This is a genomic window from Pseudoflavonifractor sp. An44 (genome assembly GCF_002161675.1).
Classification (GTDB): Bacteria; Bacillota; Clostridia; order Oscillospirales; family Oscillospiraceae; genus Enterenecus; species Enterenecus faecium.
The window spans coordinates 53,504-79,659 of record NZ_NFIH01000014.1; the positions used below are offsets into that span (position 1 = coordinate 53,504).

The following is a 26,156-nucleotide window of genomic DNA, read 5'->3' on the forward strand; positions in this document are numbered from 1 at the left end:
AATGGGTAGAAAATCATCTGGCCTCCGTTTGGAGGGCTTGCTGCCGGGGCGCTTTTTCAAAGTCTTTGGCCGCCTGCGCTACCTGCACACGGGCATGGTCGAGAAACATTTTTAACATGGAACGGGGAGAATCCCGTTCCACCAGCTCACCGGTCATGCCGCTGCACTCGTCAGGCAGGTAATCCTCAATGCCTTTTATGGCTTCCTCGTTACTGCCGATAAAGCCCCAGCAGCTATCCTCCAGCTCGCCGTCTTTATACAGTTCAAAACCGTAAGCCTCACCACGGAGGTAGGAATCGTAACATTCCACTTCACCGCGCATACAATCCTCGGCTTTCTTCCGGGTAGCGGCAGTAAAGGATTTGCCCCCAAACTCCCGGAGGGCATCTTCTTTGGAGGCATAGATCCATCCGACCTGCCCGCTGTCCCAGGGGCAGGAGAAGCCCGTGGTATTCATCGTAATGCCGCTGTGGTCGTAAAGATACAGCGGCAGCATAAGATATTTCTGTGAGATCACCTTCATCAGCCGTTCATCCACCTGACGCTCATAATCAGGAGAACCAAAAGGCGCTTTGATTTTGTAATTCATCAGGTCCAGCGCCCGCTCATAGCGGTGGGCGCCCCGTTCATCATCACCCACGGTTTTCAGATACAGATCCCGGAGAAAATCATCTTTATCTATGTAATTATGATGGTCGCCCAAGCTATACTGCCGGTGAAAGCAGACCATTTTCCCAAAATTGTCATCCTCACGGGGATTGAACGGGGAATCGTCCTGCTGGACCACCAGCACATACGAGCCGCGTGTCGCTGTCAGCATCTTTGACCTCCTTCCTAAAGCTCCGGCCCGGATTTGTGGGGCGGCTTTTGCGTCATATCTTTATTTTCTGCCCCAGGAACCGGCTGCTTGACGGCGAGAATTTTGCCGCCGATCCGCACAAAGGACTCCGGCGCCAGAAATTGCTCCTTATATTTTTCCATCAGGTCAGGGGAAAGATCTGAAAAACTTTCTTCACCAAGCCCGGTGATAATAAAATTACCGGCAATGATGTCGTAAATCTCGCCAGTATCATCCCGCAGCGCACGATTCAAAGGCAGCCCCATAAATTTTCCATCCTCATTACAGATCAGTGCCACAGGGTCCTCATAAGGGTACACCGCCTGGATATTGCCGCCCACCGCCGCCTGCAAAGACCTCAGCCCCGGCTCGATGTCTGCCTCATAGGGAATTTCCCCAGGTTCAACCATTAAAACCTTCATCTATGAATATCCTCCTTTTTCTTATCAGGCGCCTTTGGCGGCGCTGCTTTTTCCTGCTTCTTTGCATCCGAGAGCTTTTCCAAAACCGAAGCCCGTTCTGGCTTACCTGAATCACGCCCAGGCGCAGTTACAGATTTTTCCGGCATCTGTCCTTCCACGGTATATCCTGGCAAAAGTGAGCCATGTACAGTAAAATGCTGCTTGTATTGATCTGGAACCGGAGGGGAAATCTCTGTGAACAAATGGGAATAGGCTTTCTTCCGGCCCTCCAAATACTTCATGGCAGCATTTTTGTCTGTATAGCGTTTCTGACTCTGCCCGGCAATTCTTTCTCCATACCCCTTCTTAGGGGAATTTACATAAACATCCCAGGTGACATACCAGGCAACCGGCACACTCTGTTTCGTTTCCCGATCATATTTCGTATCTTCCCAAACGCTGCAAGTCATCCTATAAACACGGTTGCTGATTTCTTCTTTATCCCGCCAGTTATCCTTTGATTGCCACTGATTAGATGTATGAGCAACCTCCGGGGTCCGCAGATATTCCAGCGCCCGGTTGATGGTCTGTGTCGCCACCGCCTGCTGTTCCCATTGCTTTGCCGCGGCCAAAACGATCTCATAGGCTTTTTGCTCACCATCAATGCTTCCCTGGCGCATGGCTTCCAAACTTTCCGTGCCCATGGCGATCAAAGCAGAAATATCTACATTTTCGCAGGAAACACTATGTTCCACTTTTAATTCATATCCGGGTTTTAAGTCATCACCATAACGATAAACACGGTAATCCTTATTTTCTTCCAATCTTTCACCTCCATCAAAGTTCCGGCTCATGGGTCTTATTTTGTTTTGGTGCTGCTGGCGTTTTGCTCTGCTCTTTAGTAGCGGCAAGCTGTCCTAAAATAGAAGGCTTCTCCCCGCCAAAGAGGGAAAGCTGTTCTACATCCGTGATAACCGGCATGGAATCCATACGAGAAGGCGTAGGTTCGGCCACTGGCCGAGTTTCCTCCAATGTCTGCGGGTGATCGGAATGGGTGAGAAAATGCTCCCGCTTTAGGTCCGCAAAAACTTCATCAAAAACAGCATTGATGGCCTTGCGTTCCTCGCCCTCCGGGAAGGCTTTCAGAATTTCTATTTCTCCATCCTTGCCGGTGGCAAAAGTAGCGGCGCTGTCTGCGTGGCCCGCCAGGTAATCCGAAATTTCAGGCGCCAGCTTGTCTTTGATATAGCAGGCGAAAGCTCTGGCGGTCATCTCCGTATTGCTTTCCCAATAGCCGCCGTCCTTTTCGCACTCTTTGCCCATACGGATAGAGTTTTTATAGAAATCCGTTTCTACACGACCAATCTGCGGAGGTTCCTGTGTCTGCATCCCGGACAGCATACGCTCGAAAATCTCCAGCCGGTCACGCTCACTCTTAGGAATCACCCGCCCGGTAACAGATTTCTTGAAATCATTTAACTGTTCCACAGAGCCGGGGACACCCAAAAGAAATTCTTCCCGAAGAACCGCATAAGCCTCCATGTGCATCTCGTCATTTGCCACCCGTTTAAGCGGGGTGAGTACCGCCGAATCCAGCCAGCTTGCCGCGTTTTTCCGGGTACGCTCCACCTGCGCCTCTGTCCGGGCCGCGGCCTGCTCCGGTGTTTCCGGCTTATATTTCATGGTTTCAATCAGCTTTTTGAATGGCTCATACAGGTGAGAATGTTCAGAAAGAAATCCCTTTGCTCCCATTTTCACGCCCAGGTAATCATCAAGACCATGCCACCACTCATGGGCCAGTGAACCGGCTCCGTGCATTTTGGTAAGATTGATGACCTTCCGCAGCGGTTCATAGTGGGCGGCGGCATTTCCGCTGCCGCGGGCGCCAAAGGCAATCGAGAGCGTTCCCTGGTAGGAAATATCCTTTTCACTGATCTGCAAGACAGCCGCCAGGTCTTTAAGAGCGTCAAACCCCATATTCAGGGAAGCGCGCCGGTCATTCTGCGTCATCCAGTTTCCAAACTCGCCGCCCCGGAAAGCAAAGGCGTCAAGATAATCCTGCCCGATCACATCACGGTTCCCACGGTAATCCGGGCCAGTGCGCCGGACGCGGGAAAGCTGCTGCGGTACAAATCGCTGTTTTCCGCTGCCTCCGCGCTGCCGGGCAAGATCCTGAACCCATTTCAAGGCTTCCTCACGGGTGGCAAAATTCGTTTTCAGGATCGTATAGCCCTTCGTGACATAGTAGGTATCGGGAAGCCAGTCATTATTTTTCGAGTAGGTTCTTTTGCCATCATTGAACCGAATATCGTACCCGCGGGGGATCTTTTGCTCGGCAGGAACGCCAAACTGCTTTTTTACAGCCTCCCGAACGATTTTCCTGTCAAAGTCCTGCGTCCCACGGAAATAGAGGGCATTTACCAGCTTATCGGTGATTACCAGGTTATCCCGCCCCTTTTGGGTGGCCCGGATATACCCGCCGCCGATCCCGTGAGAAATACGCTCACAATAACCGCCGCCGATGATAAGAGCTTCAAACACGCCCATAGCCTCCTGGACTGTCTGAACCTTTTCAACGGCTTCCTGCACTTGACGGACGGTTGCAATGTACTCTTTCTGCCGCGCCAGGCGCTTCTCCGGCGTATCATCAGAACGCAGATAACGTGGGGAGGCGTTCAGGCTGTCACGCACAACTTTCCGAAAGTACAGAATATCCACCGGGACGCCGGATTGGATCAAGGCGTTATAATCCGGCTTTTTCCAAACATTATCTTTTTTTACATACTTATCGGCCTCGCGCTCGTTCATCCCCAACAGGTCATCCACATACAGGCCGCGGGCTGCCCAAAGGTCCTTTTTGGCGCCGCCGATCTTTTCACCGAAATCTTCATGTACGGTTTCTTTCGCCATCTAACTCCACCTCCTTTATCAGCGAGAGTATATATTTTTTTGCCGCCGGCACATTTGAAAAAGCGCATGGCCTTCCAGACAGATAGGCCAGCGCCCTGTTCCATTCAGATATGGGATATAAATGGTTATCCATTTCAAGCATGATCCCGAAAGCGGGGAGCGTACACCAAAGCCGCAGATCCGAAATGAATACATCCAGCCGGTCAGCAAGGGTGTCAAGCAATCCCATTGCCATGACACCTACCGTTCCGCTTTGCTTACAGCAGGCACAGCTTTTTTCGCTGGCGGCTGCACCTTCTCGCCATTTTCCTGCATAGCCCTTAAAACGGAGGGCCTGCGTTCAGCGGATTCCTGCAAGCGGGTTACACAGTCAATGGCTTTTTCGATGCTCTTTTGGGCGGCGGTCATGCAGGCACGATCCGCCTTATAGGGAGCCGCAATCACCTTAGAAAGCCTGCCGGGGCTTTTGACCTCGGCCACCGGTTCTTTGCCCACCAGGGCGCGGCCCATGTTTTTCAAATGCCTGCCCGCCTGATGGTATTCACCAGCATGGGTTTGACATGGAAAAAGCGGGAAAGGCCATCCAGGGCAGAAGTGCCGCGCTCTTTGAAAGCCGAAAGAGCTTTCTGGCAGCCTTCGATAATGTGATCTTTCAGCTCCGCCAGCTTTTGGCGCATATTGGAGATATTATTCTCCAGCGATTTACAGCTCTTTTGAAGCACAGCTTTCAGAGAGCGGTTCTGCACCTGTTGAAGCTCCTGGCGCATAGTTTTCAATTCCTCTACGGCCTCGGCCAACCGGCTTTCCAGTTCGCCAACATGGGCAACCATTTCAGCAAAATCCTTGCCGCTGGGGGAAGGGTTCTCTTTCAGGACGGCCAGCAATTCCTTCACATACTCATTTTCCACAAGAAGCTGTTTGTTCCTTCGCTTCACTCGTTTGGCGTCCTCCTTTCTCCGGGCAGCTTTCCCCGGCAATCTTACTTACGATTTCCGGCCCGGATTCATAAATCTGCATCAGCCTCCGGGCCATGCTGCAGGGACGGGCCGCACCCGTTGTCCAGAGGCGCACCGTGGAAGGGGTGACATTCATCAGCAGAGCAAAGGCTTTTTCATTGGTTTCCAGCTTTTTCATCAAAGCCTTAACCATGGACGGGCTGTACTCCGGGCAGCGGGCAGCCCCGGCGATTACCTGAATCGCGGATTTGTCGTTATTCATTGGGTTTTCCTCCTAAATTGAAACAGCCGCCTGTTTCTGGCGGCTGGCGTGTTTTTCTTCGCGGATCGCTTGAAGTGTGCGCTGTAATTTCTCGTTGTAGTCTTTCCCGCTGCGGGGAGGATTGACAGACACCCGGATTTTGGAAAATCTCTGGTCTGATTTCAGCAGTGCCTTGATTTTCCGGGCGTTGACCCGGCCCGCAAGGTCATTGTCCAAATAGAGGGCAACGCGGGTGATCTCCGGGTGGCGCTCCAGGAAAGCGACCAGTGCCACAGGAGAGGTCCCACCCAGGGAAAGCCGGTAGCCATTCCATTGCCAGCCCTCCAGCTTTTGGAGCGTAGCATGGGAGAGGGCGTCAATCGGAGCCTCAAAAACCGCCAGGTGGCGGCTGCCTGGCTGATCCGGCGGATAGCAGAAGCTAAACCGCTTATCACTGCCGCTGATGTCCTTTTTCAAGTCACCTGCAATTCCGCGGACGCAGGCAAATCGGCCCGTACCGGTATCATCCCGACCAACAAAAACGCAAACCGCCTCGTTGTTATAGCGGGACTCATAGAATAGGCCCAACTGCATACACCGTCTGATGATGTCCGAATGGACTCCCCGGCGTTGGAGATAAGAAACAGCAAAGGTGGCACACCGCTTTACCCAGGGGAGGCGGAAAGGCTTTTTCTCCACCGGTTTCCGCTGTTCCCGGCTGCCGGAAGCTGTATAATGAGAAACAGTAGGGGTGCCGCAGCCTGCCAGCCGCTCCACAGCATCCACAAAGCTGTACCCCCGGATTTCCATGAGGTAATCCACGGCATTGATCTTTCGGCCACGGCTGTTCCAGTACCAGTAATTCTTGCTCGCCACATAAACCAGGCTGTCATGCTCCCTATGGCGGTAATTGGCGCCTTCCCGTTTCAGCACACCGCTTTCGTGGGAAAGCAGATAATCTAACAGATCTGTCTCCCTTGCCTGGATGATCTGTTCCTGAGTCAAGCTCGGCATTGTTTCGGCGTTTCATGGATTTTCATGGCGCTCGGCCTCCTTTCTGTAATTTTTTCATGTGAGTACGCAGGCAGCTCCCGTCCGTACTCCAGCACACAAAACCATGTGAAGGAAAAGGGCAGCCTGCACAATCCGGTTTCATCGTGCAATACATTTTTTCGGTTTGAGGACGCTTTTCCTCCCGTCTGGAAGCATATACCGGGCGTCCGTTTCTTTTGCCCATAGAAGCATCCCCCTTTAGCCGTAAAGATCGTGATTGACTTCGGCCCGGTAATAGCTGTCCATGGTAGCCGGGGCGTTATAGAGAGCCGCCAGCAGATAGGACTTGATATTCCGAACCTTGGTCGTGTTATTATCCAGGCAGTCGAACACATACTCCACATGAGAGAAGTTCACTTTCAGGAAGCGGCTTTTTACCACCTCACGGGGGTAGTCATCACCGGCAATGCGGATATATGGCCGCTGGGAGAGGACCGTCTGCAGCATCAGCTCAACCAGTTCGTCCACACGCTCATACCCATACCGGTGGACAAGAGCCTCAAATTCAATATTTTCTTTGATAATCTCCCGGTAGGTATCTATCCTATCAATCCTATCCCTATCCATCTCCGTGTTACCATCAGGCGTTCCTCCAGAGGCCGGATAGATTGATTGATGGATATTTGATATATCCGTAATTGATTTTTCAGTAATTGATTCTTGTATATTTAATTGGGCGGGTTTTTCCTGTTCAGGTTTTCCCAAAACAGGTTTTACCTGTCTTGGATTTACCTGTCTTGGATTTTCCCGTTTAGGTGGCAGAATAGCGTCCTGCTCATCAGGAGGCACAGGTTTCTCATGGATGACATACTCAATATCGCCCAGCCTGCCATGCGCGTCACGGAGCCGCTGCCGGGTAAGATACCCTTGCTTTTCCAGCTCCTTGATCGCACTGCTGATAGAATCCACCCCATCTTTACAGATATGGGCCAGCCCCTTAGTCGTATAGTCCCAATTATCAGGCAAGGACAACATCAACGACAGCAGCCCCTTTGCCTTCAAAGACAGCGACACATTCCGAAGATGGTGATTGGACATGACCGTAAAATCTTTTGTCTTTTCAACTCTGAACACTGCCATTTGACATCCTCCTTCCTGGCAAGTCTTTATACTGAGCAGCAGCTACAAATCTCTGTCTTTATGGTCGTAATTCAAATAGCCATTGTGTACCTTGGCATGGTTCTTTAGCTTGATAAAGCCGCGTTCCTGATTCTCCAACGCTTTCTGATACCCTTCATCCGTGAGAAACAGGCGCATCTTATCGCCTTTATAGCCGACAGGGGATTCAAAAGAAAGCACATCAAAGACAACCATGTGGCGTACCTGCGAGTCAAACCGCTCCAGAGCCATAATGTCATGGCCTTTCAGTTTTTCAGCCCCGGATTGCTGCCGGGCCAATGCGATCCGCTCGCCCATAGTGCGAGGGTAAGGCAAGTGGTAGTTCTTCTGAATATCCTTCACCAGATCCATGCACTGTTCATCCGACAGAACCCGCAGCTTTGCCATGAGGCCCCGCACCATATCACGCTGCTCCGGGTTACGGGTAAAACGGGCTGTCATATACAGTTCATCCAGCACTTTGGCCTGGCAGTCGCCGTCAACCTGAAACAACTGCCTTTTTTCTTCTTCGTTAAGTTCCATGTGAATTTCCTCCTTCTGAAAATGGGCGCAAAAAAAGGGCGCCCATCAGATCAGATGAAACGCCCTGACAAACAGCGGTCCGGTAAAACACCGCACCGCTGCTGTAATATTCAATTTTGTCTTTTAGGTAACACCTCCCATCATTCGACAGATTTTTCGTTGACTATCAAGGTTGGAAAAGGAATTGAATAGGCAACGACAAACGCTGAAACCCTTGAAAACACTGGGTTTTTCCGTTTGTCTTTATTATACCGTAAGGGCACACCTTTGCCACCTTGGCCCTACAAAACGGGGTGGACGTAAAAACGGTGTCCGGGATGCTGGGACACTTTTCCGCAGGTTTCACCCTGGACACCTACGCCCATATCACCAGTGCAGCCCAGCGACAGGCGGCAAAGACTATGGGGAGTGTGCTGGCGGGGACAATCCAGACTTGATTGTTGCTTGAAAACTTCTGCCTGGAGTTTTGTAAGGTTTCCAGAGTAATGGGGGCGTAGGGAGGGCCACTTCAAATTACAATCTCAAGACACTCTATGGGCTGTCTTACACAAAATTTAGGAGCATTGGTGACATGGATGGCTGGATGTGGTATGATAACAATAAATAGTTTCATGTTGCGGAGGTGGAATGCGAAAATGCACAAAAATCGTTTGATGTATTTTCTAATAATTACATTTTCTATCACAGGTATAGCTTGGATTAGTCTTGCTGCTTTAACGAAATTGTGCATTATTTCGTTCACACATCCAATAGGTACCATTTTGCATATTATAGGCGGGTTTGGACCGACAATCGCAGCCTTACTTCTAATAGACGAGAAATTGACATTCGATTCTGTGAAAAAGTTTGTGTTTCATGGAAAAAAGAAATCGATGACCTGTTTTTGGATACTGTCTGTTATGGCAATAGTAACAATTGGGATTTCGTCGATGGAATTTAATTCGGTACTGCCGTGGTATCTGGTACCAGTCGTTTTTCTTCAAGCCGTATTTATATATGGAGGAGAAGAAGAATTGGGTTGGCGTGGTACAATGCAGCCTCTATTAGAGAAAAAGTATAATTTTCAAATAGCGACCGTAATTACAGGTGTGGTATGGGGCGTTTGGCATATTCCGCTTTGGTTTGTGGAAGGCTCATCTCAACAAAATATGGATTTTTTGTTATTTTTAATCCTTGCAGTAATATTAAGTTTTTGGCTGGCTGCGATTTATAAAAAGACACAATGTGTTTTCGCTTGTAATGTCTTTCACGGACTGATAAATACGCTTTTATCCGTGTTTGTTGTTAAGCTAAATCCAGTATTGGTGTTGGGGCTCATTGTTATGTTGGTCTATTCCATATACCTATGGTATGACGAAGATAAGAAAATGAAAATTTCGAATTTGTCCCAGTAAGGCCAATTTTTACATAGCAGTCCTGCACGGCTAGTCCAGGGGTGCTTTTACTTTGTGAGTAGCTGCCGGTGTTGTAGATTATGTTCTGGCGCATCCTCTCCGGGAAAATCCAGCTCTCACCGCTCCAAACTCCCGTATGGGTCACGGTTTGGGTCAAGCCAGTTTAGTGCCGTTTTGACACTACCAGGGGAGGGAAGCCATCACAAATCCAAACTACCGAAAAAGTCCTAAAATTCGGGAGAAATAAGTGAATAGTGAAGAGTGAATAGGGAAAAAGGAAATCCCAGATGCTTTCGCATCTGGGATTTATGGTTGCGGGGGCAGGATTTGAACCTACGACCTCCGGGTTATGAGCTGCGGATCGTTGATGCTTTTGGCCCCGTTGGATGCTTTTCAGCCCTGTTTGCTCAGAATGCGTATGCAGTTTGACCCTGTGTGTTTCGTTGGCTCCACGCAGTCCAGACTCCGTAGGGGTCAGGGTTTGGGTCAAAGCTGTTTCAGCTCCTCCAGGAACTTTGGAAGGACATCATAGATAATGGCGCAGATGACCGTCCAGTTGGTGTCCTCGTAGTGGTGAACCAGCCGATGTCTCAGTCCGGCAATTTTCACCCACGGAATGGTGTTGTGTTCCTGTTTGAACTCAGCGGTCAGGTTGGCCACATGTTCCCCGATGTTGTACAGGGGAGTTGTCACCGCCCATTGGATGGGCTCCTCGTGAAAGATTCGTTCGGGGGTAATGTTTTCCCGGCTGATGTAGTTCAGCAATTTCTCCGTGGTTTCCTGAATCTTGGCGATTCGTTGCTCGTCACTGTACTTCATGCGATTTGTACGCCCTCCCCCATAATCGTATCGTAGAAGGTGGAATCAGGATTGATTTCCCTAAGCTCAAACACATCAACGGGCTTGTTCAGTGTCATGTGTAGTTCCTCTGCAATGCACAGCACATCGGTGGGATCAAAATTCTTGCCCCCCACAACAATCAAATCAATGTCCGAGGAAGCATCTGCCTCTTGACGGGCGTAGGAGCCAAACAGGATGGCCCGCTCTGCATGATACTTTTTCAATAAGGTCAATACCACCGCAGAAATCTCATTCAGGGAGTAAATTTGTTCAGACATAGCTGCATACCTCCTTTTGTGGTTGGTGTGCTTCTGAAAATATTATACCATGGGGGTTGAAGAAATAAAAGCGGCATCATTTTCTGTAATCAGTGTACCATGGCAGTGCCGTGTTTACAACTCAGGGGGGAATTTTGGCCTATTTGCAGGGCAGATGGCAGTCGACGAAAGAAAAGCAGGAGAAAGGAGAGGGGGCGTGACCGCCCCCTCTCCGGCCACAAATGCCCGCAGTGCGGGCATTTGCTATTGAAGGTGGTGGCACGGGAATTTACTCCATTATAAAATACTTATATGCCTTGTGCAAGGCATCCTGTCCAAAACTAGCACAGTGTTAACAATGAAAAGCCCCGCTGTGGAAATTGATAACTTTCTCTTAACTCTGCCTGTGTTCCCTGGCTATTTCAGAATTCTGTGGTATGCTGTGTCGTTACAAAGGAGGCGACACACATGGCAAAGAAATGAGCCAACGGCGAAGGCAGCATCCGCAAGCGAAAAGACGGACGCTGGGAAGGCCGATACACGGCAGGGCATGACCCGGAGACGGGGAAAGCCATCTACAAGAATGTGCTGGGCAAAACCCAGGCAGAGGTGAAGGAGAAACTGAAACAGGCCATCGGGGAAACCCAAGCGCTGGACATCACCAAGGCGGGGAAGTACACGGTGGGGGAGTGGATGGAGGTGTGGTTCCAGGACTATGCCAAGATCAAAGTCCGGCCCTCCTCCCACCAGACCTACCAGGGCTACATCCAAAACCACATTCGCCCCAACATTGGAGATATTCCGCTGGAAAAACTCACTTCTCTGGACTTACAGAAGCTCTACAAAAAGCTGCTGGCCCAGGGCAGGGTAGACCGGCTGGAGGCCAAGGGACAGCCCAAAGGGCTCAGTGCAAAAACGGTGCGAAACATCCACCAAATTCTATCCTCTGCTCTAAAGTTAGCGCAGGAGCAGCGGCTGATCCTCGCCAATCCAGCGGAGGGCTGCGCCCTGCCCCGGGTGGAACACCAGGAGATGAAAAACCTGACCACAGTACAGCTGGCCTCCTTCTTCCGGGAGGCCAGGGATAGCGGCGTGTTTGAGCTGTACTATCTGGAACTGGCCACAGGTCTGCGGCGGGGCGAGTTACTGGGGCTGAAATGGGAAGATATTGATTTAGAACGGGGTGACCTCCGGGTGCGGCGGCAAGTTTTCCGAATCAACGGGGAAGTGGTGGAAGCACCCCTGAAAACAAAAAACGCCTACCGTACCCTGCCCCTGGCAGAGGATACGGTAAGCGTTCTGAGAGAACAGAGAAAGAAGGTGGGCAACAGCCACTGGGTGTTCCCGTCCCCCAATGGCGGTCCCATCTCCCCGGACAGTGTGCTGCATATGCTCCACCGAGTGCTGAAACGGGCAGGTCTGCCCAAGGTGCGGTTCCACGACTTACGCCACACCTTCGCCACCCTGGTGCTGCAAAACGGGGTAGATGTGAAGACCGTGTCCGGGATGCTGGGCCACTTCTCCGCAGGGTTTACCCTGGACACTTACGCCCACATTACCAGTGCTGCCCAGCGTCAAGCGGCAAAGACTATGGAAAACATACTGTCTGGCAGCATTTCACCGTGACGGTTTCCTCTTGTCGTAACTGATCTACGCTTCCTTATCGACCCCAGTGTCGTTATCTGTTGTCCACAGTATGCAAAGGGAAAGTAATGCTCCAATCTCCTTCAATGCTCCCAGAAGAAGTAACAAATTCTCCGTATAACTCATACTCTCCTAATGTTTCCATAGGGATATTCGTGAAAACGTAATCCGTATAACTTCCTCTCTGTTCCTCATCAAAAAAGGAGACTGAGCCATAGCAATCAATGCTTTCACCTGTATTCTTATTGATGAGTTTAATAAATCCATGATTATCGGTTTTCAAAATGTCCTCATAATAAACCTGCACATGGAGCTTCCCATCAATATAGCCTATGCCGGTCAGGGCTACACCACCGGTCGGCGAAGCAATTCTTCCGTTGGATTTCAGCACAACGACACCGGTTGAGCTATCAGCGTATTCATTTTCTGCCACGTATTCATCTCCACTCATTCCCCGTGAAGACACTGCTTGAGTCGATGTGCTCAAGGTAATATGACCTAAATCAACATCGTTGATTGTTCCCTTATGTTCTTCCTTCTGGCCCAAAAGCTCTCTAACGGAGAATGTGAGCTTATCGCCCACAATATCGACGTTTCCCCACTGTTCAATCGTAATCAAGAATGTTGCTGTTTTAGTATTCGGATCATAACTTACCAATGTGCAATTTGAAGTGCAATCAAATGGCGTATGGATGGAATAGCTGTCAAAAAGGTCTGTCGATTCACTCAATCGATCACCTTCCAGATCTTGCAGTGAAACGTAAATCTCTGCCGTGTCCTCATGGATGTAAGATGCAACTACCTCCATTTGAATTCCTTGACTTTCGCAAGATCTCTGAACCGGTTTGAAAAATTGTGCGGTAGCCGGAGAAATTTCATAAAGGACATTATAAAATGAAGGGATTTTTGCAGCCATTGTAGGTATGGAAAGTGAAATCACAAGGCATATACAAGCAGCCCACGCTCCCCATCGTAACCAGCGGTGGGATTTGGGCCTTTGATAAGATTTGGCATCAAGGATTGCATTATCATCGATTGCTCCCATGGCGTTCAGAATATGATTACTATCCATCAAATAACACCCTTTCTATGCAAATAGATTCTTAAGTCTTTGCGTGTCCGGTGCAACATTACTTTCACCTTGCTCTGAGAAAAGCCAAACTGTTGACTTATTGAAGAAATGGAATCAAGATACCAGTATCGGCAGATAAAGACTCGGCGCTCAGTAATTGGCAGAGCCATAACAAAGTCATTCATTACTTGTTCCAGCTCTTCGGTTTCTACCTCCTGCTCAACACTCGATTTCGCAGGAACACAGTCAGACAATTCATCCAGTGCCAGAGGAATCTCCCCGCCACCTCGCTTTTCTGCACTGCGTGATCTCCACTTATCTATGGCAATCCGGCGCGTAATTTTCCCCAAAAAAGTTGCTAGGTTAGACGGACGATGTGGCGGAATACTATTCCAAGCGTTCAGGTATGTATCATTGACACTTTCGTCTGCATCCTCTGCATTGGCAAGAATGTTGTAGGCTATGGTATAGCAGTATTTTCCGTACTTTGCAGAAGTTGCGCCTATGGCTGTTTCTGATCTTGCCCAGAAAAGTTCAATAATGTGGACGTCCTCCATTGGTTGCCTCCATTCTCCATTTGATAAGGCCTTTCAACAAACTACTCGTAATTCAAATAAGTAGGTTACAACTTTTCGTGTTCTCTTCTGCTGAAATCTCTAAAATGTTCCCGCACATTATACTCAATAACCGTTCCAAACTCCCGTATGGGTCAAAATCTGGGTCAAAGGAAAGCTATAAAAATCAAGCAACTGAAAAAGTGCAGAGAAACAAAATAAAACCGCCGGAATCTTGCGATTCCAGCGGTTTTCTGGTTGCGGGGGCAGGATTTGAACCTACGACCTCCGGGTTATGAGCCCGACGAGCTACCAAACTGCTCTACCCCGCGATATAAAATTGTGGTGCCGGAGACCGGGATCGAACCGGCACGGGATTTCTCCCACGGGATTTTAAGTCCCGGGCGTCTGCCAATTCCGCCACTCCGGCCCGTGGGCAAGAATTATAATACCATGGCCCCGGGGCTGTGTCAAGAGAAAATTTTAAAATCGGGAAAAATTCTTCTTGACGGCAGAGCGGGGGTGTGCCAAACTGGGTGAGAATAGGAGGAACCAGCTATGGGAAAGGAATTGACCGAAAAGGACATTGAACTGATGCGCCAGGAGCTGTATCACCGGCGGTTTGAGCTGCGGCCCAAACTCATCGAGGCGGTGAAGGAGGCCCGGGCCTTCGGCGACCTCAGCGAGAACTTCGAGTACAAGGCCGCCAAGCAGGAGAAAAACCGCAATGACAGCCGGTGCCGGTACCTGGAGAACGTCATCCGCACCGCCACCATCATCTCGGACAAATCCCAGGAGGGGACGGTGGGGCTGTACGACAAAGTCACCCTCTACGTGGAGGACGACGAGGAGGAGATGGTCATCCAGATCGTCACCACCATGCGCCAGGACGCCCTCAAGGGCTTGGTGAGCAAGGAGTCCCCAGTGGGCCGGGCGGTGTTGGGCCGCCGGGTGGGGGACCGGGTAACGGTACAGGTCAACGACAACTACGGCTATGACGTGATCATCCGGGCCATTGAGCCCGGCGAGGACAACGGGGAGGCCCCCCTGGTGTCCTTCTAATTGGATAGAAAGGAAGAAGAACCATGAAGAAGATGAAAACGCTACTTGCTGCGGTGCTGGCCGGGGCCCTGTCCCTGAGCCTGGCCGCCTGCTCCGGCCCCAAGGCCGCCGAGACCACCACCCAGCCCACCGACCAGCCCACCCAAGAGGTATTCCAGGGTGAGAACGTGCGCCTGGCAGTGCTCTCCGGCCCCACAGGCATTGGAGCGGCCAAGCTGCTGTCGGGCAGCGACAACGGCGACACCGTCAACCACTACACCTACACCGTGGCCTCCGACAACAACGAGGTGGTGGCGGGGCTCACCGCCGCCGAAGGGGAGTATGACATCGCCATGGTGGCCTCCAACGTGGCCGCCAACCTGTACAACAAGACCGAAGGGGATGTGAAGATTCTGGCCCTGGGCACCCAGGGTGTGCTCCACATTCTGGAGGGGAGCAACGGCACCGCCATCCAGTCCATGAAGGATTTGAAGGGCAAGACCATCTATGCCACCGGACAGGGGGCCAACCCGGAGTATATCCTCCGCCACCTGCTCACCGAGAATGGCTTGGACCCGGACAAGGACGTGGAGATCGTCTTTGCCGACGCCACCGAGATCAGCGCCAAGCTGATTTCCGGGGAGATTGAGACGGCTATGCTCCCCGTGCCCGCTGCCACTGCCGCCATCGCCCAGAGCAAGGGCAGCGTCCGGGACGCCATCGACCTCACCACGGCCTGGAACGACCTGGACAACGGCAGCCAACTCATCATGTCCGCTGTGGTGGCCCGGGCGGACTTCCTGGCCGAGCACCCCCAGGCGGTGGACGCCTTCCTGGAGGAGTATGAGGCTTCCGTCACCTATGTAAAGGAGAACCCGGAGGAGGCGGGGCAGCTGGTGGCAGACCTGGGCATCGCCCCCTCCGCCGCCATCGCTCAGAAAGCCATCCCCCAGTGCAACCTGGTGTTTTTGTCCGGGGAAGACATGAAACCCGCCATCAGCGGCTACTATGAGGTACTCTACTCCATCGACCCCACCGCAGTGGGCGGAAAGCTGCCGGATGACGACATCTACTATGTCCCCTAAGGGAAAGAAAACACTGTTCCGGGTTGCCATACCCCTGGCCGTCTGGCTGGGGGTATGGCAGCTGGCCTCTTGGTGGGTGGGGCGGGACCTGCTGCTGCCCTCCCCGGCCTCGGTGGCGGCGTGTCTGGTGGAGCTGAGCCAGACCGGGGAGTTCTGGCTGTCTGCGGTGTCCACCCTGACCCGGGTGGTATGCGGCCTGGTGGGCGGGGTGGTGCTGGGCACTCTGTTGGCCTTTCTCACCCACTTTTCCACCTGGGCGGACCGGATTTTCTCCCCTGCCATCCGGGTGCTGCGGGCTACCCCGGTGGTGTGCTTTATTTTGCTGGTCTACTTATGGGTGGCCCGGGCCAACATTCCCGGACTCATCGCGGGAATGATGGTGCTCCCGGTGGTGTGGGGCAGCCTGACGGCGGGGCTCAAGGCGGTGGACGGACAGCTGCTGGAGCTGGCCCGGGCCTATGGCTTCTCCCGCCTCAAGACCCTGCGCCTCATTTACCTGCCCTCTCTGCGCCCCCACTTCACCGCCGCCCTGCTCAACGGCTTTGGTCTGGCCTGGAAGTCCGGGGTGGCCGCCGAGGTGCTCTGTCCGCCCAAATTCGCCATCGGCTCCAGCATTCAACAGGCCCGGCAGGCCCTGGAGACCCCGGAACTGTTTGCCTGGACGGCGGTGATTGTGGTTCTCTCCCTGGTTCTGGAGGGGCTGCTGGGGCTGTGGCTGAAACCCAGAGGGGAGGGTGCGACATGATACAGGTGGAACATCTCACGGTACGATACGGGGACAAGGTGGCCCTGGATGACGTGAGCCTCTCCATTCCCCGGTCCGGGGTCACCGCCCTGGTGGGTCCATCCGGGTGCGGCAAGACCACTCTGCTGCGGGTGCTGGGCGGGCTGATGCAGCCTCAACAGGGGAAAATCTCCGGCCTGAACCCCGCAGAGACCGCCTTTCTCTTTCAAGAAAACCGCCTACTGCCCTGGCGCACAGTGCTCCAACACCTCACCGATGTGGCCCCCCGCTATCCCGCCGTGGAGCCTGAGCATTGGCTGTCCCTGGTGGAGCTGGAGGGGGAGGAGGGGAGCTACCCTGCCGCCCTGTCCGGCGGTATGGCCCGGCGGCTGGCCCTGGGGCGGTGTCTGGCTCTGGAGCGGGAAGTTCTACTGTTGGACGAGCCCTTTACCGGAGTGGACCCTCAGCGGGCGCAGCGTATCTTGCAGCGGCTGAAAGACCTGGGCAAGCCGGTGATTTTGGTGGCCCACGAGCCCCACTTGGCCCAGAGCTGTGACCGAGTGGTGGAGCTCAAGTAAATAAAACGAGATTTATAGCAAAAAAGTACGGTCAGCGAAAGCTGACCGTACTTTTTTGTCTGTTAGGGATTAGCGGCGGCTGCGCTTGTAGGCCACGGTGGCGGCACCCAGGCACACCACAGCGGAGGCCAGAGCGGCCACATACCACAGCACCTGGGCGGAGTCGCCAGTCTGAGGCACGTCGGGCTTCTCAGAGGGCTTGGCGGTAGGCTGAGCGGTGGGCTCCACGGTAGGCTGAGCGGTGGGCTCCACAGTGGGAGTGACCACCTCTTCCAGAGCGGCAATGGCGTCGTTGAGCTTGGAGACCATAGCGGCCACCTCATCGGTGGTCAGGGCGCTGTAGGTCAGCAGGTCGGAGGCCTCCTTCACCACGCCCTGGAGCGCAGTCCAGGACTCCTGAGTGTACAGGGAGGAATCCATGCCGGCGATGCTGCCCAGCACAGCGGTGATCTCGCCCTTGTCGCCCACAGAGAGAGCGTTGTAGCTCAGGCCGTAGCCGTTGGCATAGGTCTGGCCGTTGAGAGCAAAGACGTTGTCGGTGAAAGCGCCCTGCTCCTCGTCATACTCCATGATGTTCACAGGCAGAGTGCCCTGGGCGGGGAAGATGCCGAAGGCCACTTCCACACCGGCGGGGACGTTGGGACCAAAGGCGGCGTCAGGCACCAGACCCTCGGTGGGGTCCATGCCCTTGTTGCCGTACACGGCCATGATGGCGTCGGCATTGTCGTAGAACTGCACGTCATAGGGGTGGGAGATGCTCATGACCACGGACTTCTTGCCCAGCTCGTGGGCGGTGTTCACGATCATTTCGGGCATGTCCCGCTTCCAGGTGCCCGGCTTCATGGAGGAGCCGCTGAGCTCGGAGATGACGATGACGTAGTCGCTCTCGGCGATCTTGTCCTTGATCTGGGCCTGGGTGGCCTCGTCGGCGTTGTAGTAGATCAGGGACTCATACTCCACGCCGTCCACCAGACCGGCAGCCTGAGCGCGGCGGAAGCCCAGCTCCAGGCCCGGGGCCTCGTTGGAGTAGGCACCCACCAGCAGCACCTTCTCACCGCCCTTGGTGCGGATGGGCAGAGTGTTGTCCTCGTTCTTCACCACGGTGACACCGGCGGCGGAGATTTCCCGCTCCTCCTGGCGGTTCTCGTCGGAACCCACGGCGGCCAGAGCCTTCTCCAGGGAGTAGTCGGCGGGGTCGTAGTCCAGAATGCCGCGCTTCTCCTTCAGGGTCAGGATGCGGGTGACGGCCTCGTCGATACGGCTCTGGGGAATCTCACCGGACCCCACAGCGGCCATGATGTCGGCGATGATCTGGTCCAGGTTGTCCACGCTGCTGTTCCGATCCAGCACGCAGGGCATGAGCAGAATGTCCATACCAGCCTTGATGGACTCGATGCAGGCCTCGGACTGAGTGTACAAATTGGCCAGACCTGCCATGTTCATGGCATCGGTGATGAGAACGCCGTCGTAACCCATGTCACCGCGTGCGATGTCGGTCAGGAACTTCTTGGAGACCGTGGCGGGGATGTAGTTGCCGTCCTTCATGGTGGGGTCAATCTGGGGATAGGCGATGTGGGCCACCATGAACATGTCGGTGCCCGCATCCATAGCGGCCTGGAAGGGGACCAGCTCCATGTTCTTGAGCTCCTCATAGCTCTTGTTCACCACGGGCAGGCCGGTGTGGGAGTCGGTGGCGGTGTCACCGTGGCCGGGGAAGTGCTTGGCGGCGGTGATCACGTTGGAGGAGTTGATGCCCTCGATCATGGCCACGGCGAAGTCAGCCACCTTGTCGGGGTCGTCGCCGAAGGAGCGCAGGCCGATGACGGGGTTATTGGGGTTGTTGTTCACATCCACCACAGGGGCAAAGTCGGTGTTGATGCCCAGGGCGCTGAGCTCGCGGCCGATGATGGCGCCGGCCCGCTTGGCGTACTCGGTGTCGCCGGTGGCGCCCACGGCCATGTTGCCGGGCAGAGCGCTGCCGGAGCCCAGACGGTACACAATGCCGCCCTCCTGGTCAATGCCGATGAGCATGGGCACCGGGCTGTCCTTGCCCTCCAGGTTCTCCGCCTGCAGGTCCTGAACCAGGTTGAAGCTCTGCTCGGTGGTCTTGACGTTGTCGGCGAAGAGGATGACGCCGCCAAAGTCGTGGTCCTGGAGCACCTGGGCCACCTGATCGTTCATCACGGTGAAGTCAGGGGCGGTGCCCTCTCCGGTGGTGGACCAGTCCCGGAAGTCGGGCATGAGCATCTGCTCCACCTTTTGCTTCAGGGTCATGTTGCCCAGGATCTCCTCCACACGGGAGGAGGCGGCGCTGGCCCGGGTGGGGGCCAGGAATGGGACGCACATGGCCGCGGCTAAGGCACAGGCACCCACTCTTTGCAAGAGTTTTCTTTTGTCCATAGTACATTCTCTCCTTTCAACGGGGTTTCCCCCTTTTGCGCATTAGACATTATAACGCAAAAGCGTGAATGTGTCAAATTGAGTTTGTGCAAAAGATATAAAAATACACCCTGGATAGAGCCAAAAGACTTCATCCGGGGTGTATGGGTAAAATATGGTATCAATGGGCTCAATATTGGTTGACCCATCCCGCAATGAGCAATTCCGGAACCAGCCAGGCCAGCATGAAAATAAAGAAGTTCACAGGGCTCAGGGCCTCATAGGAGCCGGTGTAGGCGATAAAGCAGGTGAGCAAAACACCCAGGACGGCCCCGGCCAGGGCAAACACCAGACTCAGCCGGGTGGCCCAGCGCAGACGGCGGCAGCCCAGCACGGTGTCGCAGAAGGCACCCACGCCCTCCCGGGACAGCAGAGCCACGGGCTGGGTGGAGTGGAGCTGGTTGGCGTCGGACAGCTCTCGGCGGCGGTCGGTGGAGGGGAACTCCATCTTATCCACCGGCAGCTTGAACTTGGAGCTGAGCAGGGCGGGGATGAGGTTGGGGTCCCGGGTGGCCAGAATGGGGGTCACCTTCAACCCGATGAGGGTGGACAGGCTGGGACGCACCGTGGAGGGCATGGCGTAGGTGACCGGGAACATGGCCGCCAGCTTGCCGTCTACGGCACAGTAGATGGCGTGCTTGACCCGGATGCTCCGGGGCAGGGGAATGTCCACCAGATGCATGAAGTCGGAGGTGCCCACGATGATGTCGTGGTTGTGGATGATGCCGGTGATGCCGCCCTCGTGGAACCGCACCCCGGAGGCCTCCCGGTAGAGCGCGCCGGTGGATTGCAGCAGTTTATAGAAGGGCTGAGTCAGGCCGCAGTCGGCCACCTTTAACAGAGTGGCGGCATAGGACACGGTTTTTTCCTTCTTGGCGGTGCCGAACAGCTCAAACTGGGACACCTGAATGCATCCGGGGGGGAACAGGTCTCCGTCGGTGAGGACGATGCCCGCATGGCGGCAGCGCTGCACCCCCGCCCACCCGGCGATGGCAGCCCCCACCTTATAAAGACGGGAGGACAGCTTCTTGTAGGGCAGGGCAAAGGCCAGCAAGGAAGAGTAAGAGGACGCTGCGGTAAAGGTGGCGGCAGCGGCCCACACAAACCGCTCTCCGGCTCCCTGGCCCACAGAGGCCAGCAGAGAGCAGAGCAGACAGGCTACAATGAGCAGGGGGGCGGCGATGGCATAGGCCTGCTGGGCCCCGTCCTCCATTTGCAGCTGGGAGCCGAAGCCCCGGGAGGTGCCGGGCCACTTGGAGTAGGCGGGGCGGTGGTTCCACTTGTCCTCGTCCAGGGACACCACATAGGGGGCGCTGGTCTGAGCGGCGGCCTTGGCAGAGAACCGGTCTCCCTGCTGGCGCAGGTAGCGGCCCCACATGGCCATGGTCAGGCCCAGGGCGGTGATGGCGCAGCAGGGCAGATTGTCCCCACGCTGGGGCCACACCGAGAAGGTGAGGCCGTCGATGAGGGAGAACAGCCAGGCCAGTGCCACCAGGGACTCGGCCCGGGGGTGGAGCTTACACAGGCGGACGATGCCCACCACCAGCACTTCCATACACAAAATGCCCACAATGGCCAGCAGACCGCACAAAATCCACACCCGCAGCTGGGTCAGGGACACCCCGGGCACGGAGATGGAGATGGAAACCGGAATATCCACCGAGAGAACCATGGCCAGGAGGCTGAGCACCAGGGAGATGATTACCCGGTTGCGCCGGGCCTTCAGCCCCTTTTGATAGCGGGCGGCCAGGTCGGCGGGCTTGGTGTCCGGGGGGACAGGCTTGACCTTGGCCCGGGCGGGCTTGGGCCGTTTGAGTTTGCTGAGGGCTTTGAGTACCTTGGGCAGCTTGGGTACCTGTTTCTTTTTGGGCGTGGGCACCGGGGTCTCCTGGTCCACGCCGGGCAGATAGGTCTCCACCTTTTTGGTCTCCGCGTCCGGCTCGGCCTGGTCGTACATGTGGTCGGCGAAGTGGTCGGCCCGACGGCTCAGGGTGGACAGGCGGGCGCCCAGGTGGCGCAGCAGGGTGGCGGGCTGGATGATGGGCATGGGCGGGGCTTCCTGGTCATCCTGGTCCTGGCTCTGTCCCTCCTCCTGGGTGGGGGCCTTCTTTTCAAACTGGACGGGCTCAGGGCCGTCCACCGGGGGCTGCTGGGGGGCTTGCTCCCCCTGTTTCTTCTTCTTTTCCGGGAAGGGGACCACTTTGGCCTTGCCCTTGCCCTCTTCGGCCTCTTGTGCGGAGGAATCCTCCCCCTCCTCGCTGTCTGGGTGGTGGGAGTCCGGGCGGCTCTCCAGCCGCATTTTCAGCTGTAAAATGGCCTCTACCTTCTCCGGGTCCTGGACCGGGGGCTGGGCGGGAGCCTCTTCTTCCGGCTCCTCTTCTGCCTCTTCCACCTGTTCCTCGTCCAGAATCTCCTCCTCTTCTTCGAGTTCCGGCTCCTCCGGGGGCGGCGGAGCGGATGTGGCAGAGGAAGTGGAGCTAAATTCGGCTAAAATATCATCCAACGCGTAGTTGGGCTGTTGGGGATCGTAACGTTCAGACATGGGGCGTGCTCCTTTGCGGCGGTTCAGCTGCGCTGGCGGACGGCTTCGTACAACACCACAGCGGCGGCGGCCGAGGCGTTGAGGGAGTTGACCTGGCCCCGCATGGGGATGGACACCAGGAAGTCACACTGCTCCCGCACCAAGCGGCTCATGCCGTCCCCCTCGCTGCCGATGACAATGGCAGCGGGGCCCTTCAAATCCGCCTGATAGAGGCTGGTGGCGCCGTCGGCGGCGGTGCCGAACACCCACAGCCCCTCCTCTTTCAGCTCACGGAGCAGGGCGGTGAGGTTGGCCACCCGGGCCACAGGCAGGTAGCTGACGGCCCCGGCGGAGGTCTTGGCCACGATGGCGGTCAAACCAGCGGAGCGGCGCTTGGGGATGATGACCCCGTGGGCTCCGGCGGCCTCGGCGGTACGGATGACAGCGCCCAGGTTGTGGGGGTCGCTGAGCTCGTCGCACACCACCACCAGGGGGGCCTCCCCCTTGTCCCGGGCGGACTGGAGGATGTCGGACACACTGGCGTACTCCCGCACCGCCGCCACGGCGATGACGCCCTGGTGGGAGTGGGTGACGCTCATGGCATCCAGCTTGCGGCGGTCTGCTTCCACCACTACAATGCCCTTACCCCGGGCGGTGGAGGCGATGTGGCCCAGGGTGGCATCGGTCTCACCCTTGGCGATATAGACTTTATCCACGGCGGTGCCGGCCCGTAGGGCCTCAATGACGGCGTTACGGCCCTCGATGATGCCGTCGGCGGGACTGTTTTGCTCTCTGTGTTGTTGGCGCATAGCAACGTGCTCCTTTGTTCTGATCTCTATTATGGAAGTCGATCCAGAAGATCGCAGAAAAATTTGTTCATGGTTGACGTAGTATTATATCACGGTTTTGCCGGATGAAAAAGAGGGAAAACGGAGAATCTAACAGGGAATCCGGGCAAAGTCATAGAAAGTTTACACCCAGGCCAAGAACATTTCTTGTTTTTACCTTTCAGATGTGTTATACTTCTCGCAAATGGTGAAACGAAACCGTTTCAGGAGAAAAACGCCGGGCAATCTTACCCGGCTTGTGTGATTTTAAGGAGGACACCCCTATGGCGGGACCCAATGGACCCAACAATCAAAATGACAACAGAAAGCGACCATCCCTGGGCTTTATCGGCATCGTGGTGTGGGCCATCTTACTGGTGGTGCTGCTCAACAGCTGCCTGGTGACCATGCGCTCGGCCAACACCATCACGGTGCCCTACTCCACCTTCCGGGAGTGGGTGGTCAGCGACTATGTGGCCGAGGTGGAGATGGACAACTACGGGTACTACTTCACCTTGAAGGACGACGCAGCCCCCCTGCAAGAGTACAAGGATAAAATCAAAAATTCCGGCTCCACCAGCCTGAGCGTCAGCAACCTGCTGATGGACCAGCTTGGCAGCGACCAGAAAAACAAATTGAAGTTCCAGGCAGCCATGCCCCCGGTGCAGGACCAGGAGATTATCCCCCTGATGAGCGAGCATGGTGTCAAGTACAAATCTGAGATGATCACAAGTGAGCAGTCCATGCTTATGGCAGTGGTCAGCTATGTGCTGCCCACCCTGATTTTGGTGGTGGCCATGGTCTTCCTCTACCGCTACATGTTCAAGAAGATGGGCGGCGGCGGTTTGGGCGGCCTGGGCGGCGTGGGCAAAGCCAACGCCAAGGTGTACGTGGAGAAATCCACCGGGGTCACCTTCCGGGACGTGGCGGGCCAGGACGAGGCCAAGGAGAGCCTGGAGGAGATCATCGACTTCCTCCACCACCCCCAGCGCTATACTGAAATCGGCGCCAAGCTGCCCAAGGGCGCGCTGCTGGTGGGCCCTCCCGGTACCGGTAAGACCCTGCTGGCCAAGGCGGTGGCAGGAGAGGCCAACGTCCCCTTCTTCTCCATCTCCGGCTCCGACTTTGTGGAGATGTTCGTGGGCGTGGGCGCTTCCCGTGTCCGTGACCTGTTCAAAGAGGCCAACAAGATGGCCCCCTGTATCATCTTCATCGACGAGATCGACACCATCGGTAAGTCCCGTGACAACCGCATGGGCGGCAACGACGAGCGGGAGCAGACCTTGAACCAGCTGCTGGCGGAGCTGGACGGCTTCGACCCCGGCAAGGGCATCATTGTCCTGGGCGCCACCAACCGCCCCGAGGTGCTGGATAAGGCGCTGCTGCGTCCCGGCCGCTTCGACCGACGCATTACCATCGACCGGCCCAACCTGGCCGGACGTCTGGCCACCCTCCAGGTACACACCCGGAAGATTCGTCTGGCTGAGGACGTGGATTTGAACAAGATCGCCCAGGCCACCGCCGGATGCGTGGGCGCTGACCTGGCCAACCTGGTCAACGAGGCCGCCCTGCGGGCGGTGCGCCAGGGCCGCAAGGCCGTCAACCAGCAGGACCTGCTCTCCTCCTTCGAGTTTGTCATCGCAGGCAGCGAGAAGAAGGGCACGGTGCTCACCGAGCAGGAGAAGCGGATGGTAGCGTACCACGAGGTGGGCCACGCCCTGGTGGCGCATTTCCAGAAGAACAACGCCATGCCCGTATCCAAGATCACCATCGTGCCCCACACTCAGGGCGCTTTGGGTTACACCCTCCACCTGCCGGAGGAGGAGAAGTTCCTCATGACGGAGGAGGACCTGCTGGCCGAGATTCGCTCTCTGTTGGCTGGCCGCTCGGCGGAGGAAGTGGTGTTTGCCTCCCGCTCTTCCGGTGCCGCCAACGACATCGAGCGGGCCACCGACATTGCCCGCAAGATGGTGACCATGTTCGGTATGAGCGAGAAGTACGGCATGATGGGCCTGGCCACGGTGCACAACCAGTACCTGGACGGCCAGCTGGGCCTGACCTGCGGCCAGGAGACCGCCGCCGGCATCGACAACGAGGTGCGCGCCATCATCGAGCGCTGCCATGGCGAGGCCATTCAGATTTTGAAGGACAACCGGGAGCTGCTGGACAAGATCGCCGCCTACCTGTTGGAGAAGGAGACCATCACCGGTGCCGAGATGGTGGCCATCATCGAGGGCCGGGACCCCGCTCTGGCAGAGGTCACCCTGGACAGCAACATCGAGCCTCCCGCCCGGGCCATCCACATGGTCAGCGAGCCGGTGCCCATGCCCCCCGCCTCCTCTCAGGAGCCGGAGCAGGACAAGGAGCCGGAGGCCGACTCTGATGGAGACCAGACCCCCGACGGGGAGAAGTCCGATCAGCCTCAGGAGTAAGCAAATAGACATGAAAAACGGATGCAGAGTTAAATCTGCATCCGTTTTTTCCAATACGGTTGATACACCCACTCATGGGAGGAAGAAAGAAATGGAGTATTACCAGAAACGCATTCGTGACCTGCGGGAAGACGCAGATAAGACCCAGAGTGAGATTGCAGAGATGTTGGGAACTTCTCAAACCATGTATGCCCGCTATGAGCGGGGAGCCAGTGAGCTGCCCATTCGCCACCTGATCAAACTGGCCCGGTACTACCACGTCTCCACGGATGATATTCTCGGCCTGACTCTACTGAATTAGGGGAGTTGTCAGCCCTCCGGCGGACTGAGGGGGTGTCCTTCTCCGATTTCCTTGGCGCAGACCAGCGCCCCCGCCGGGGACGCTCCGCTGGGGTAACTTTCTGACTGGGCAGAAAGTCACCAAAGACCCACCAAAGGCGGGGCCTTCCCCCGCCTTGTGGAATCCACCCCGCGGTACTGGGAGCCCCTGCATCCTCCTTGTTTTGGCCCTTGGCATGATAGTGTCACATAGACGGCGTGGAAATTCTACCTAAAATATCTGCTTCTCTGTGAGGTTGTCCTTCTACTGCCAGGGCCTTACCCTGGCCAGCAACTGTTCCCAGTTGCCGGGGGCCGGGCGCAAAAAGCCCCTGAACATTGCCGAATTTCTTGCGTTGTTGGGTGTAGGGGAGGGGCTTGCCCCTCCCG

The 26,156-nt window shown here is 55.5% G+C and carries 25 protein-coding genes, 2 tRNA genes and 2 pseudogenes; 9 read left to right on the top strand and 20 right to left on the bottom strand.

Features of this window, described 5'->3' with window-relative positions; genetic code table 11:
• Positions 1–13: 13 nt before the first annotated feature.
• The 10 genes and pseudogenes from B5F98_RS08005 to B5F98_RS08055 all read right to left on the bottom strand — a co-directional run bounded on the left by B5F98_RS08005 (position 14) and on the right by B5F98_RS08055 (position 8,040).
• Positions 14–820, bottom strand: coding sequence for a hypothetical protein (locus B5F98_RS08005; RefSeq protein WP_087371211.1), 807 nt, complete (start codon positions 818–820; stop codon positions 14–16).
• A 14-nt stretch (positions 821–834) separates the two neighbouring features.
• Positions 835–1,260: a DUF3846 domain-containing protein gene (locus tag B5F98_RS08010; RefSeq protein WP_087371214.1), complete on the bottom strand. Its 426-nt coding sequence runs from the start codon at positions 1,258–1,260 to the stop codon at positions 835–837.
• The gene (locus B5F98_RS08015; RefSeq protein ID WP_087371217.1) at positions 1,257–2,063 is read right to left on the bottom strand and encodes a hypothetical protein; all 807 of its coding nucleotides are present in this window, start codon (positions 2,061–2,063) and stop codon (positions 1,257–1,259) included. Before B5F98_RS08015 ends, B5F98_RS08010 begins: the two co-directional genes overlap by 4 nt.
• Before the next feature lie 13 nt (positions 2,064–2,076).
• Positions 2,077–4,149 carry an LPD1 domain-containing protein gene (locus B5F98_RS08020; RefSeq protein ID WP_087371221.1) on the bottom strand — a complete coding sequence of 691 codons (2,073 nt, stop codon included), beginning with the start codon at positions 4,147–4,149 and terminating at the stop codon, positions 2,077–2,079.
• A complete protein-coding gene (locus B5F98_RS08025) occupies positions 4,127–4,384 on the bottom strand; it encodes a hypothetical protein (protein WP_143482765.1) in 258 nt (85 codons plus the stop codon). Before B5F98_RS08025 ends, B5F98_RS08020 begins: the two co-directional genes overlap by 23 nt.
• A gap of 5 nt (positions 4,385–4,389) precedes the next feature.
• Positions 4,390–5,084 (bottom strand): annotated as a pseudogene (locus B5F98_RS13525) (DUF6674 family protein).
• A complete protein-coding gene (locus B5F98_RS08035; protein ID WP_087182600.1) occupies positions 5,047–5,367 on the bottom strand; it encodes an XRE family transcriptional regulator in 321 nt (106 codons plus the stop codon). The pseudogene B5F98_RS13525 and the gene B5F98_RS08035 overlap by 38 nt, the downstream one beginning before the upstream one ends.
• 12 nt (positions 5,368–5,379) lie before the next feature.
• The gene (locus B5F98_RS08040) at positions 5,380–6,360 is read right to left on the bottom strand and encodes a toprim domain-containing protein (RefSeq protein WP_087371227.1); all 981 of its coding nucleotides are present in this window, start codon (positions 6,358–6,360) and stop codon (positions 5,380–5,382) included.
• A 237-nt stretch (positions 6,361–6,597) separates the two neighbouring features.
• Positions 6,598–7,479: a DUF6017 domain-containing protein gene (locus tag B5F98_RS08050; protein ID WP_087371229.1), complete on the bottom strand. Its 882-nt coding sequence runs from the start codon at positions 7,477–7,479 to the stop codon at positions 6,598–6,600.
• Between the two features lie 42 nt (positions 7,480–7,521).
• Positions 7,522–8,040: a DUF5720 family protein gene (locus B5F98_RS08055; RefSeq protein ID WP_087371233.1), complete on the bottom strand. Its 519-nt coding sequence runs from the start codon at positions 8,038–8,040 to the stop codon at positions 7,522–7,524.
• A 260-nt stretch (positions 8,041–8,300) separates the two neighbouring features.
• On the opposite strand from B5F98_RS08055, the pseudogene B5F98_RS12765 reads away from it, so the two are divergent.
• Both B5F98_RS12765 and B5F98_RS08060 read left to right on the top strand, forming a co-directional pair.
• Positions 8,301–8,477, top strand: a pseudogene (locus tag B5F98_RS12765) (site-specific integrase); the annotation flags it as partial.
• Positions 8,478–8,675: 198 nt separating this feature from the next.
• Positions 8,676–9,434: a CPBP family intramembrane glutamic endopeptidase gene (locus tag B5F98_RS08060; RefSeq protein WP_087233599.1), complete on the top strand. Its 759-nt coding sequence runs from the start codon at positions 8,676–8,678 to the stop codon at positions 9,432–9,434.
• 486 nt (positions 9,435–9,920) lie between these two features.
• On the opposite strand, the gene B5F98_RS08065 is transcribed toward B5F98_RS08060, so the two are convergent.
• Both B5F98_RS08065 and B5F98_RS08070 read right to left on the bottom strand, forming a co-directional pair.
• Positions 9,921–10,253 (bottom strand): HepT-like ribonuclease domain-containing protein, encoded by a 333-nt coding sequence (locus tag B5F98_RS08065; protein WP_087371236.1) that lies wholly within the window; start codon positions 10,251–10,253, stop codon positions 9,921–9,923.
• The gene (locus B5F98_RS08070; protein ID WP_242954931.1) at positions 10,250–10,552 is read right to left on the bottom strand and encodes a nucleotidyltransferase domain-containing protein; all 303 of its coding nucleotides are present in this window, start codon (positions 10,550–10,552) and stop codon (positions 10,250–10,252) included. Before B5F98_RS08070 ends, B5F98_RS08065 begins: the two co-directional genes overlap by 4 nt.
• Before the next feature lie 564 nt (positions 10,553–11,116).
• Between B5F98_RS08070 and B5F98_RS08075 the strand changes: the two genes are divergently transcribed.
• On the top strand, positions 11,117–12,157 hold the full coding sequence (locus B5F98_RS08075; protein WP_242961631.1) for a site-specific integrase: 1,041 nt from the start codon (positions 11,117–11,119) through the stop codon (positions 12,155–12,157).
• A 52-nt stretch (positions 12,158–12,209) separates the two neighbouring features.
• Here the strand turns inward: B5F98_RS08075 and B5F98_RS08080 are convergent, their stop codons facing one another.
• The 4 genes from B5F98_RS08080 to B5F98_RS08095 all read right to left on the bottom strand — a co-directional run bounded on the left by B5F98_RS08080 (position 12,210) and on the right by B5F98_RS08095 (position 14,231).
• A complete protein-coding gene (locus B5F98_RS08080) occupies positions 12,210–13,247 on the bottom strand; it encodes a DUF4179 domain-containing protein (RefSeq protein ID WP_143482766.1) in 1,038 nt (345 codons plus the stop codon).
• Positions 13,247–13,804: a sigma-70 family RNA polymerase sigma factor gene (locus B5F98_RS08085; protein WP_087371242.1), complete on the bottom strand. Its 558-nt coding sequence runs from the start codon at positions 13,802–13,804 to the stop codon at positions 13,247–13,249. The genes B5F98_RS08080 and B5F98_RS08085 overlap by 1 nt, the downstream gene beginning before the upstream one ends.
• Before the next feature lie 252 nt (positions 13,805–14,056).
• A tRNA-Met gene (locus tag B5F98_RS08090) sits at positions 14,057–14,133 on the bottom strand.
• 11 nt (positions 14,134–14,144) lie between these two features.
• Positions 14,145–14,231 (bottom strand) — tRNA-Leu (locus tag B5F98_RS08095).
• A gap of 128 nt (positions 14,232–14,359) precedes the next feature.
• Between B5F98_RS08095 and B5F98_RS08100 the strand changes: the two genes are divergently transcribed.
• The 4 genes from B5F98_RS08100 to B5F98_RS08115 are packed head-to-tail and all read left to right on the top strand — an operon-like array spanning position 14,360 to position 17,229.
• The gene (locus B5F98_RS08100; RefSeq protein WP_087233569.1) at positions 14,360–14,863 is read left to right on the top strand and encodes a GreA/GreB family elongation factor; all 504 of its coding nucleotides are present in this window, start codon (positions 14,360–14,362) and stop codon (positions 14,861–14,863) included.
• Positions 14,864–14,886: 23 nt separating this feature from the next.
• On the top strand, positions 14,887–15,927 hold the full coding sequence (locus B5F98_RS08105) for an ABC transporter substrate-binding protein (protein WP_275532893.1): 1,041 nt from the start codon (positions 14,887–14,889) through the stop codon (positions 15,925–15,927).
• Positions 15,917–16,672 carry an ABC transporter permease subunit gene (locus B5F98_RS08110; RefSeq protein ID WP_087371244.1) on the top strand — a complete coding sequence of 252 codons (756 nt, stop codon included), beginning with the start codon at positions 15,917–15,919 and terminating at the stop codon, positions 16,670–16,672. Before B5F98_RS08105 ends, B5F98_RS08110 begins: the two co-directional genes overlap by 11 nt.
• Entirely contained in the window at positions 16,669–17,229 is a 561-nt protein-coding gene (locus tag B5F98_RS08115; protein WP_087371247.1) for an ATP-binding cassette domain-containing protein, read from the top strand. Before B5F98_RS08110 ends, B5F98_RS08115 begins: the two co-directional genes overlap by 4 nt.
• A 69-nt stretch (positions 17,230–17,298) precedes the next feature.
• Here B5F98_RS08115 and B5F98_RS08120 read toward each other — a convergent pair whose 3' ends face one another.
• The 3 genes from B5F98_RS08120 to rlmB all read right to left on the bottom strand — a co-directional run bounded on the left by B5F98_RS08120 (position 17,299) and on the right by rlmB (position 22,998).
• Complete coding sequence (locus B5F98_RS08120) at positions 17,299–19,629, bottom strand: glycoside hydrolase family 3 N-terminal domain-containing protein (protein ID WP_087371250.1); 2,331 nt, start codon at positions 19,627–19,629, stop codon at positions 17,299–17,301.
• Between the two features lie 169 nt (positions 19,630–19,798).
• Positions 19,799–22,210, bottom strand: a complete 2,412-nt coding sequence (locus B5F98_RS08125) for a hypothetical protein (RefSeq protein WP_087371253.1) — start codon at positions 22,208–22,210, stop codon at positions 19,799–19,801.
• Positions 22,211–22,233: 23 nt separating this feature from the next.
• Entirely contained in the window at positions 22,234–22,998 is a 765-nt protein-coding gene (rlmB, locus tag B5F98_RS08130) for a 23S rRNA (guanosine(2251)-2'-O)-methyltransferase RlmB (protein WP_087371256.1), read from the bottom strand.
• Between the two features lie 302 nt (positions 22,999–23,300).
• On the opposite strand from rlmB, the gene ftsH reads away from it, so the two are divergent.
• Both ftsH and B5F98_RS08140 read left to right on the top strand, forming a co-directional pair.
• Positions 23,301–25,448, top strand: coding sequence for an ATP-dependent zinc metalloprotease FtsH (gene ftsH, locus B5F98_RS08135; protein ID WP_087371259.1), 2,148 nt, complete (start codon positions 23,301–23,303; stop codon positions 25,446–25,448).
• A 91-nt stretch (positions 25,449–25,539) separates the two neighbouring features.
• Positions 25,540–25,749, top strand: coding sequence for a helix-turn-helix transcriptional regulator (locus B5F98_RS08140; protein ID WP_087371261.1), 210 nt, complete (start codon positions 25,540–25,542; stop codon positions 25,747–25,749).
• 223 nt (positions 25,750–25,972) lie between these two features.
• Here B5F98_RS08140 and B5F98_RS13110 read toward each other — a convergent pair.
• Positions 25,973–26,156 (bottom strand): hypothetical protein (locus B5F98_RS13110; protein WP_206418102.1); only part of this gene is annotated, 184 nt, incomplete at its 5' end.

What these genes read in the sequence shown, in the direction of transcription:
- B5F98_RS08005 (WP_087371211.1), bottom strand. Translation starts at nt 820, where the DNA reads ATGCTGACAGCGACACGCGGCTCGTATGTGCTGGTGGTCCAGCAGGAC.
- B5F98_RS08010 (WP_087371214.1), bottom strand. Translation starts at nt 1,260, where the DNA reads ATGAAGGTTTTAATGGTTGAACCTGGGGAAATTCCCTATGAGGCAGAC.
- B5F98_RS08020 (WP_087371221.1), bottom strand. Translation starts at nt 4,149, where the DNA reads ATGGCGAAAGAAACCGTACATGAAGATTTCGGTGAAAAGATCGGCGGC.
- B5F98_RS08025 (WP_143482765.1), bottom strand. Translation starts at nt 4,384, where the DNA reads ATGGCAATGGGATTGCTTGACACCCTTGCTGACCGGCTGGATGTATTC.
- B5F98_RS08035 (WP_087182600.1), bottom strand. Translation starts at nt 5,367, where the DNA reads ATGAATAACGACAAATCCGCGATTCAGGTAATCGCCGGGGCTGCCCGC.
- B5F98_RS08040 (WP_087371227.1), bottom strand. Translation starts at nt 6,360, where the DNA reads ATGCCGAGCTTGACTCAGGAACAGATCATCCAGGCAAGGGAGACAGAT.
- B5F98_RS08050 (WP_087371229.1), bottom strand. Translation starts at nt 7,479, where the DNA reads ATGGCAGTGTTCAGAGTTGAAAAGACAAAAGATTTTACGGTCATGTCC.
- B5F98_RS08055 (WP_087371233.1), bottom strand. Translation starts at nt 8,040, where the DNA reads ATGGAACTTAACGAAGAAGAAAAAAGGCAGTTGTTTCAGGTTGACGGC.
- B5F98_RS08060 (WP_087233599.1), top strand. Translation starts at nt 8,676, where the DNA reads ATGCACAAAAATCGTTTGATGTATTTTCTAATAATTACATTTTCTATC.
- B5F98_RS08065 (WP_087371236.1), bottom strand. Translation starts at nt 10,253, where the DNA reads ATGAAGTACAGTGACGAGCAACGAATCGCCAAGATTCAGGAAACCACG.
- B5F98_RS08070 (WP_242954931.1), bottom strand. Translation starts at nt 10,552, where the DNA reads ATGTCTGAACAAATTTACTCCCTGAATGAGATTTCTGCGGTGGTATTG.
- B5F98_RS08080 (WP_143482766.1), bottom strand. Translation starts at nt 13,247, where the DNA reads ATGGATAGTAATCATATTCTGAACGCCATGGGAGCAATCGATGATAAT.
- B5F98_RS08085 (WP_087371242.1), bottom strand. Translation starts at nt 13,804, where the DNA reads ATGGAGGACGTCCACATTATTGAACTTTTCTGGGCAAGATCAGAAACA.
- B5F98_RS08100 (WP_087233569.1), top strand. Translation starts at nt 14,360, where the DNA reads ATGGGAAAGGAATTGACCGAAAAGGACATTGAACTGATGCGCCAGGAG.
- B5F98_RS08105 (WP_275532893.1), top strand. Translation starts at nt 14,887, where the DNA reads ATGAAGAAGATGAAAACGCTACTTGCTGCGGTGCTGGCCGGGGCCCTG.
- B5F98_RS08110 (WP_087371244.1), top strand. Translation starts at nt 15,917, where the DNA reads ATGTCCCCTAAGGGAAAGAAAACACTGTTCCGGGTTGCCATACCCCTG.
- B5F98_RS08115 (WP_087371247.1), top strand. Translation starts at nt 16,669, where the DNA reads ATGATACAGGTGGAACATCTCACGGTACGATACGGGGACAAGGTGGCC.
- B5F98_RS08120 (WP_087371250.1), bottom strand. Translation starts at nt 19,629, where the DNA reads ATGGACAAAAGAAAACTCTTGCAAAGAGTGGGTGCCTGTGCCTTAGCC.
- B5F98_RS08125 (WP_087371253.1), bottom strand. Translation starts at nt 22,210, where the DNA reads ATGTCTGAACGTTACGATCCCCAACAGCCCAACTACGCGTTGGATGAT.
- rlmB (WP_087371256.1), bottom strand. Translation starts at nt 22,998, where the DNA reads ATGCGCCAACAACACAGAGAGCAAAACAGTCCCGCCGACGGCATCATC.
- ftsH (WP_087371259.1), top strand. Translation starts at nt 23,301, where the DNA reads ATGGCGGGACCCAATGGACCCAACAATCAAAATGACAACAGAAAGCGA.
- B5F98_RS08140 (WP_087371261.1), top strand. Translation starts at nt 25,540, where the DNA reads ATGGAGTATTACCAGAAACGCATTCGTGACCTGCGGGAAGACGCAGAT.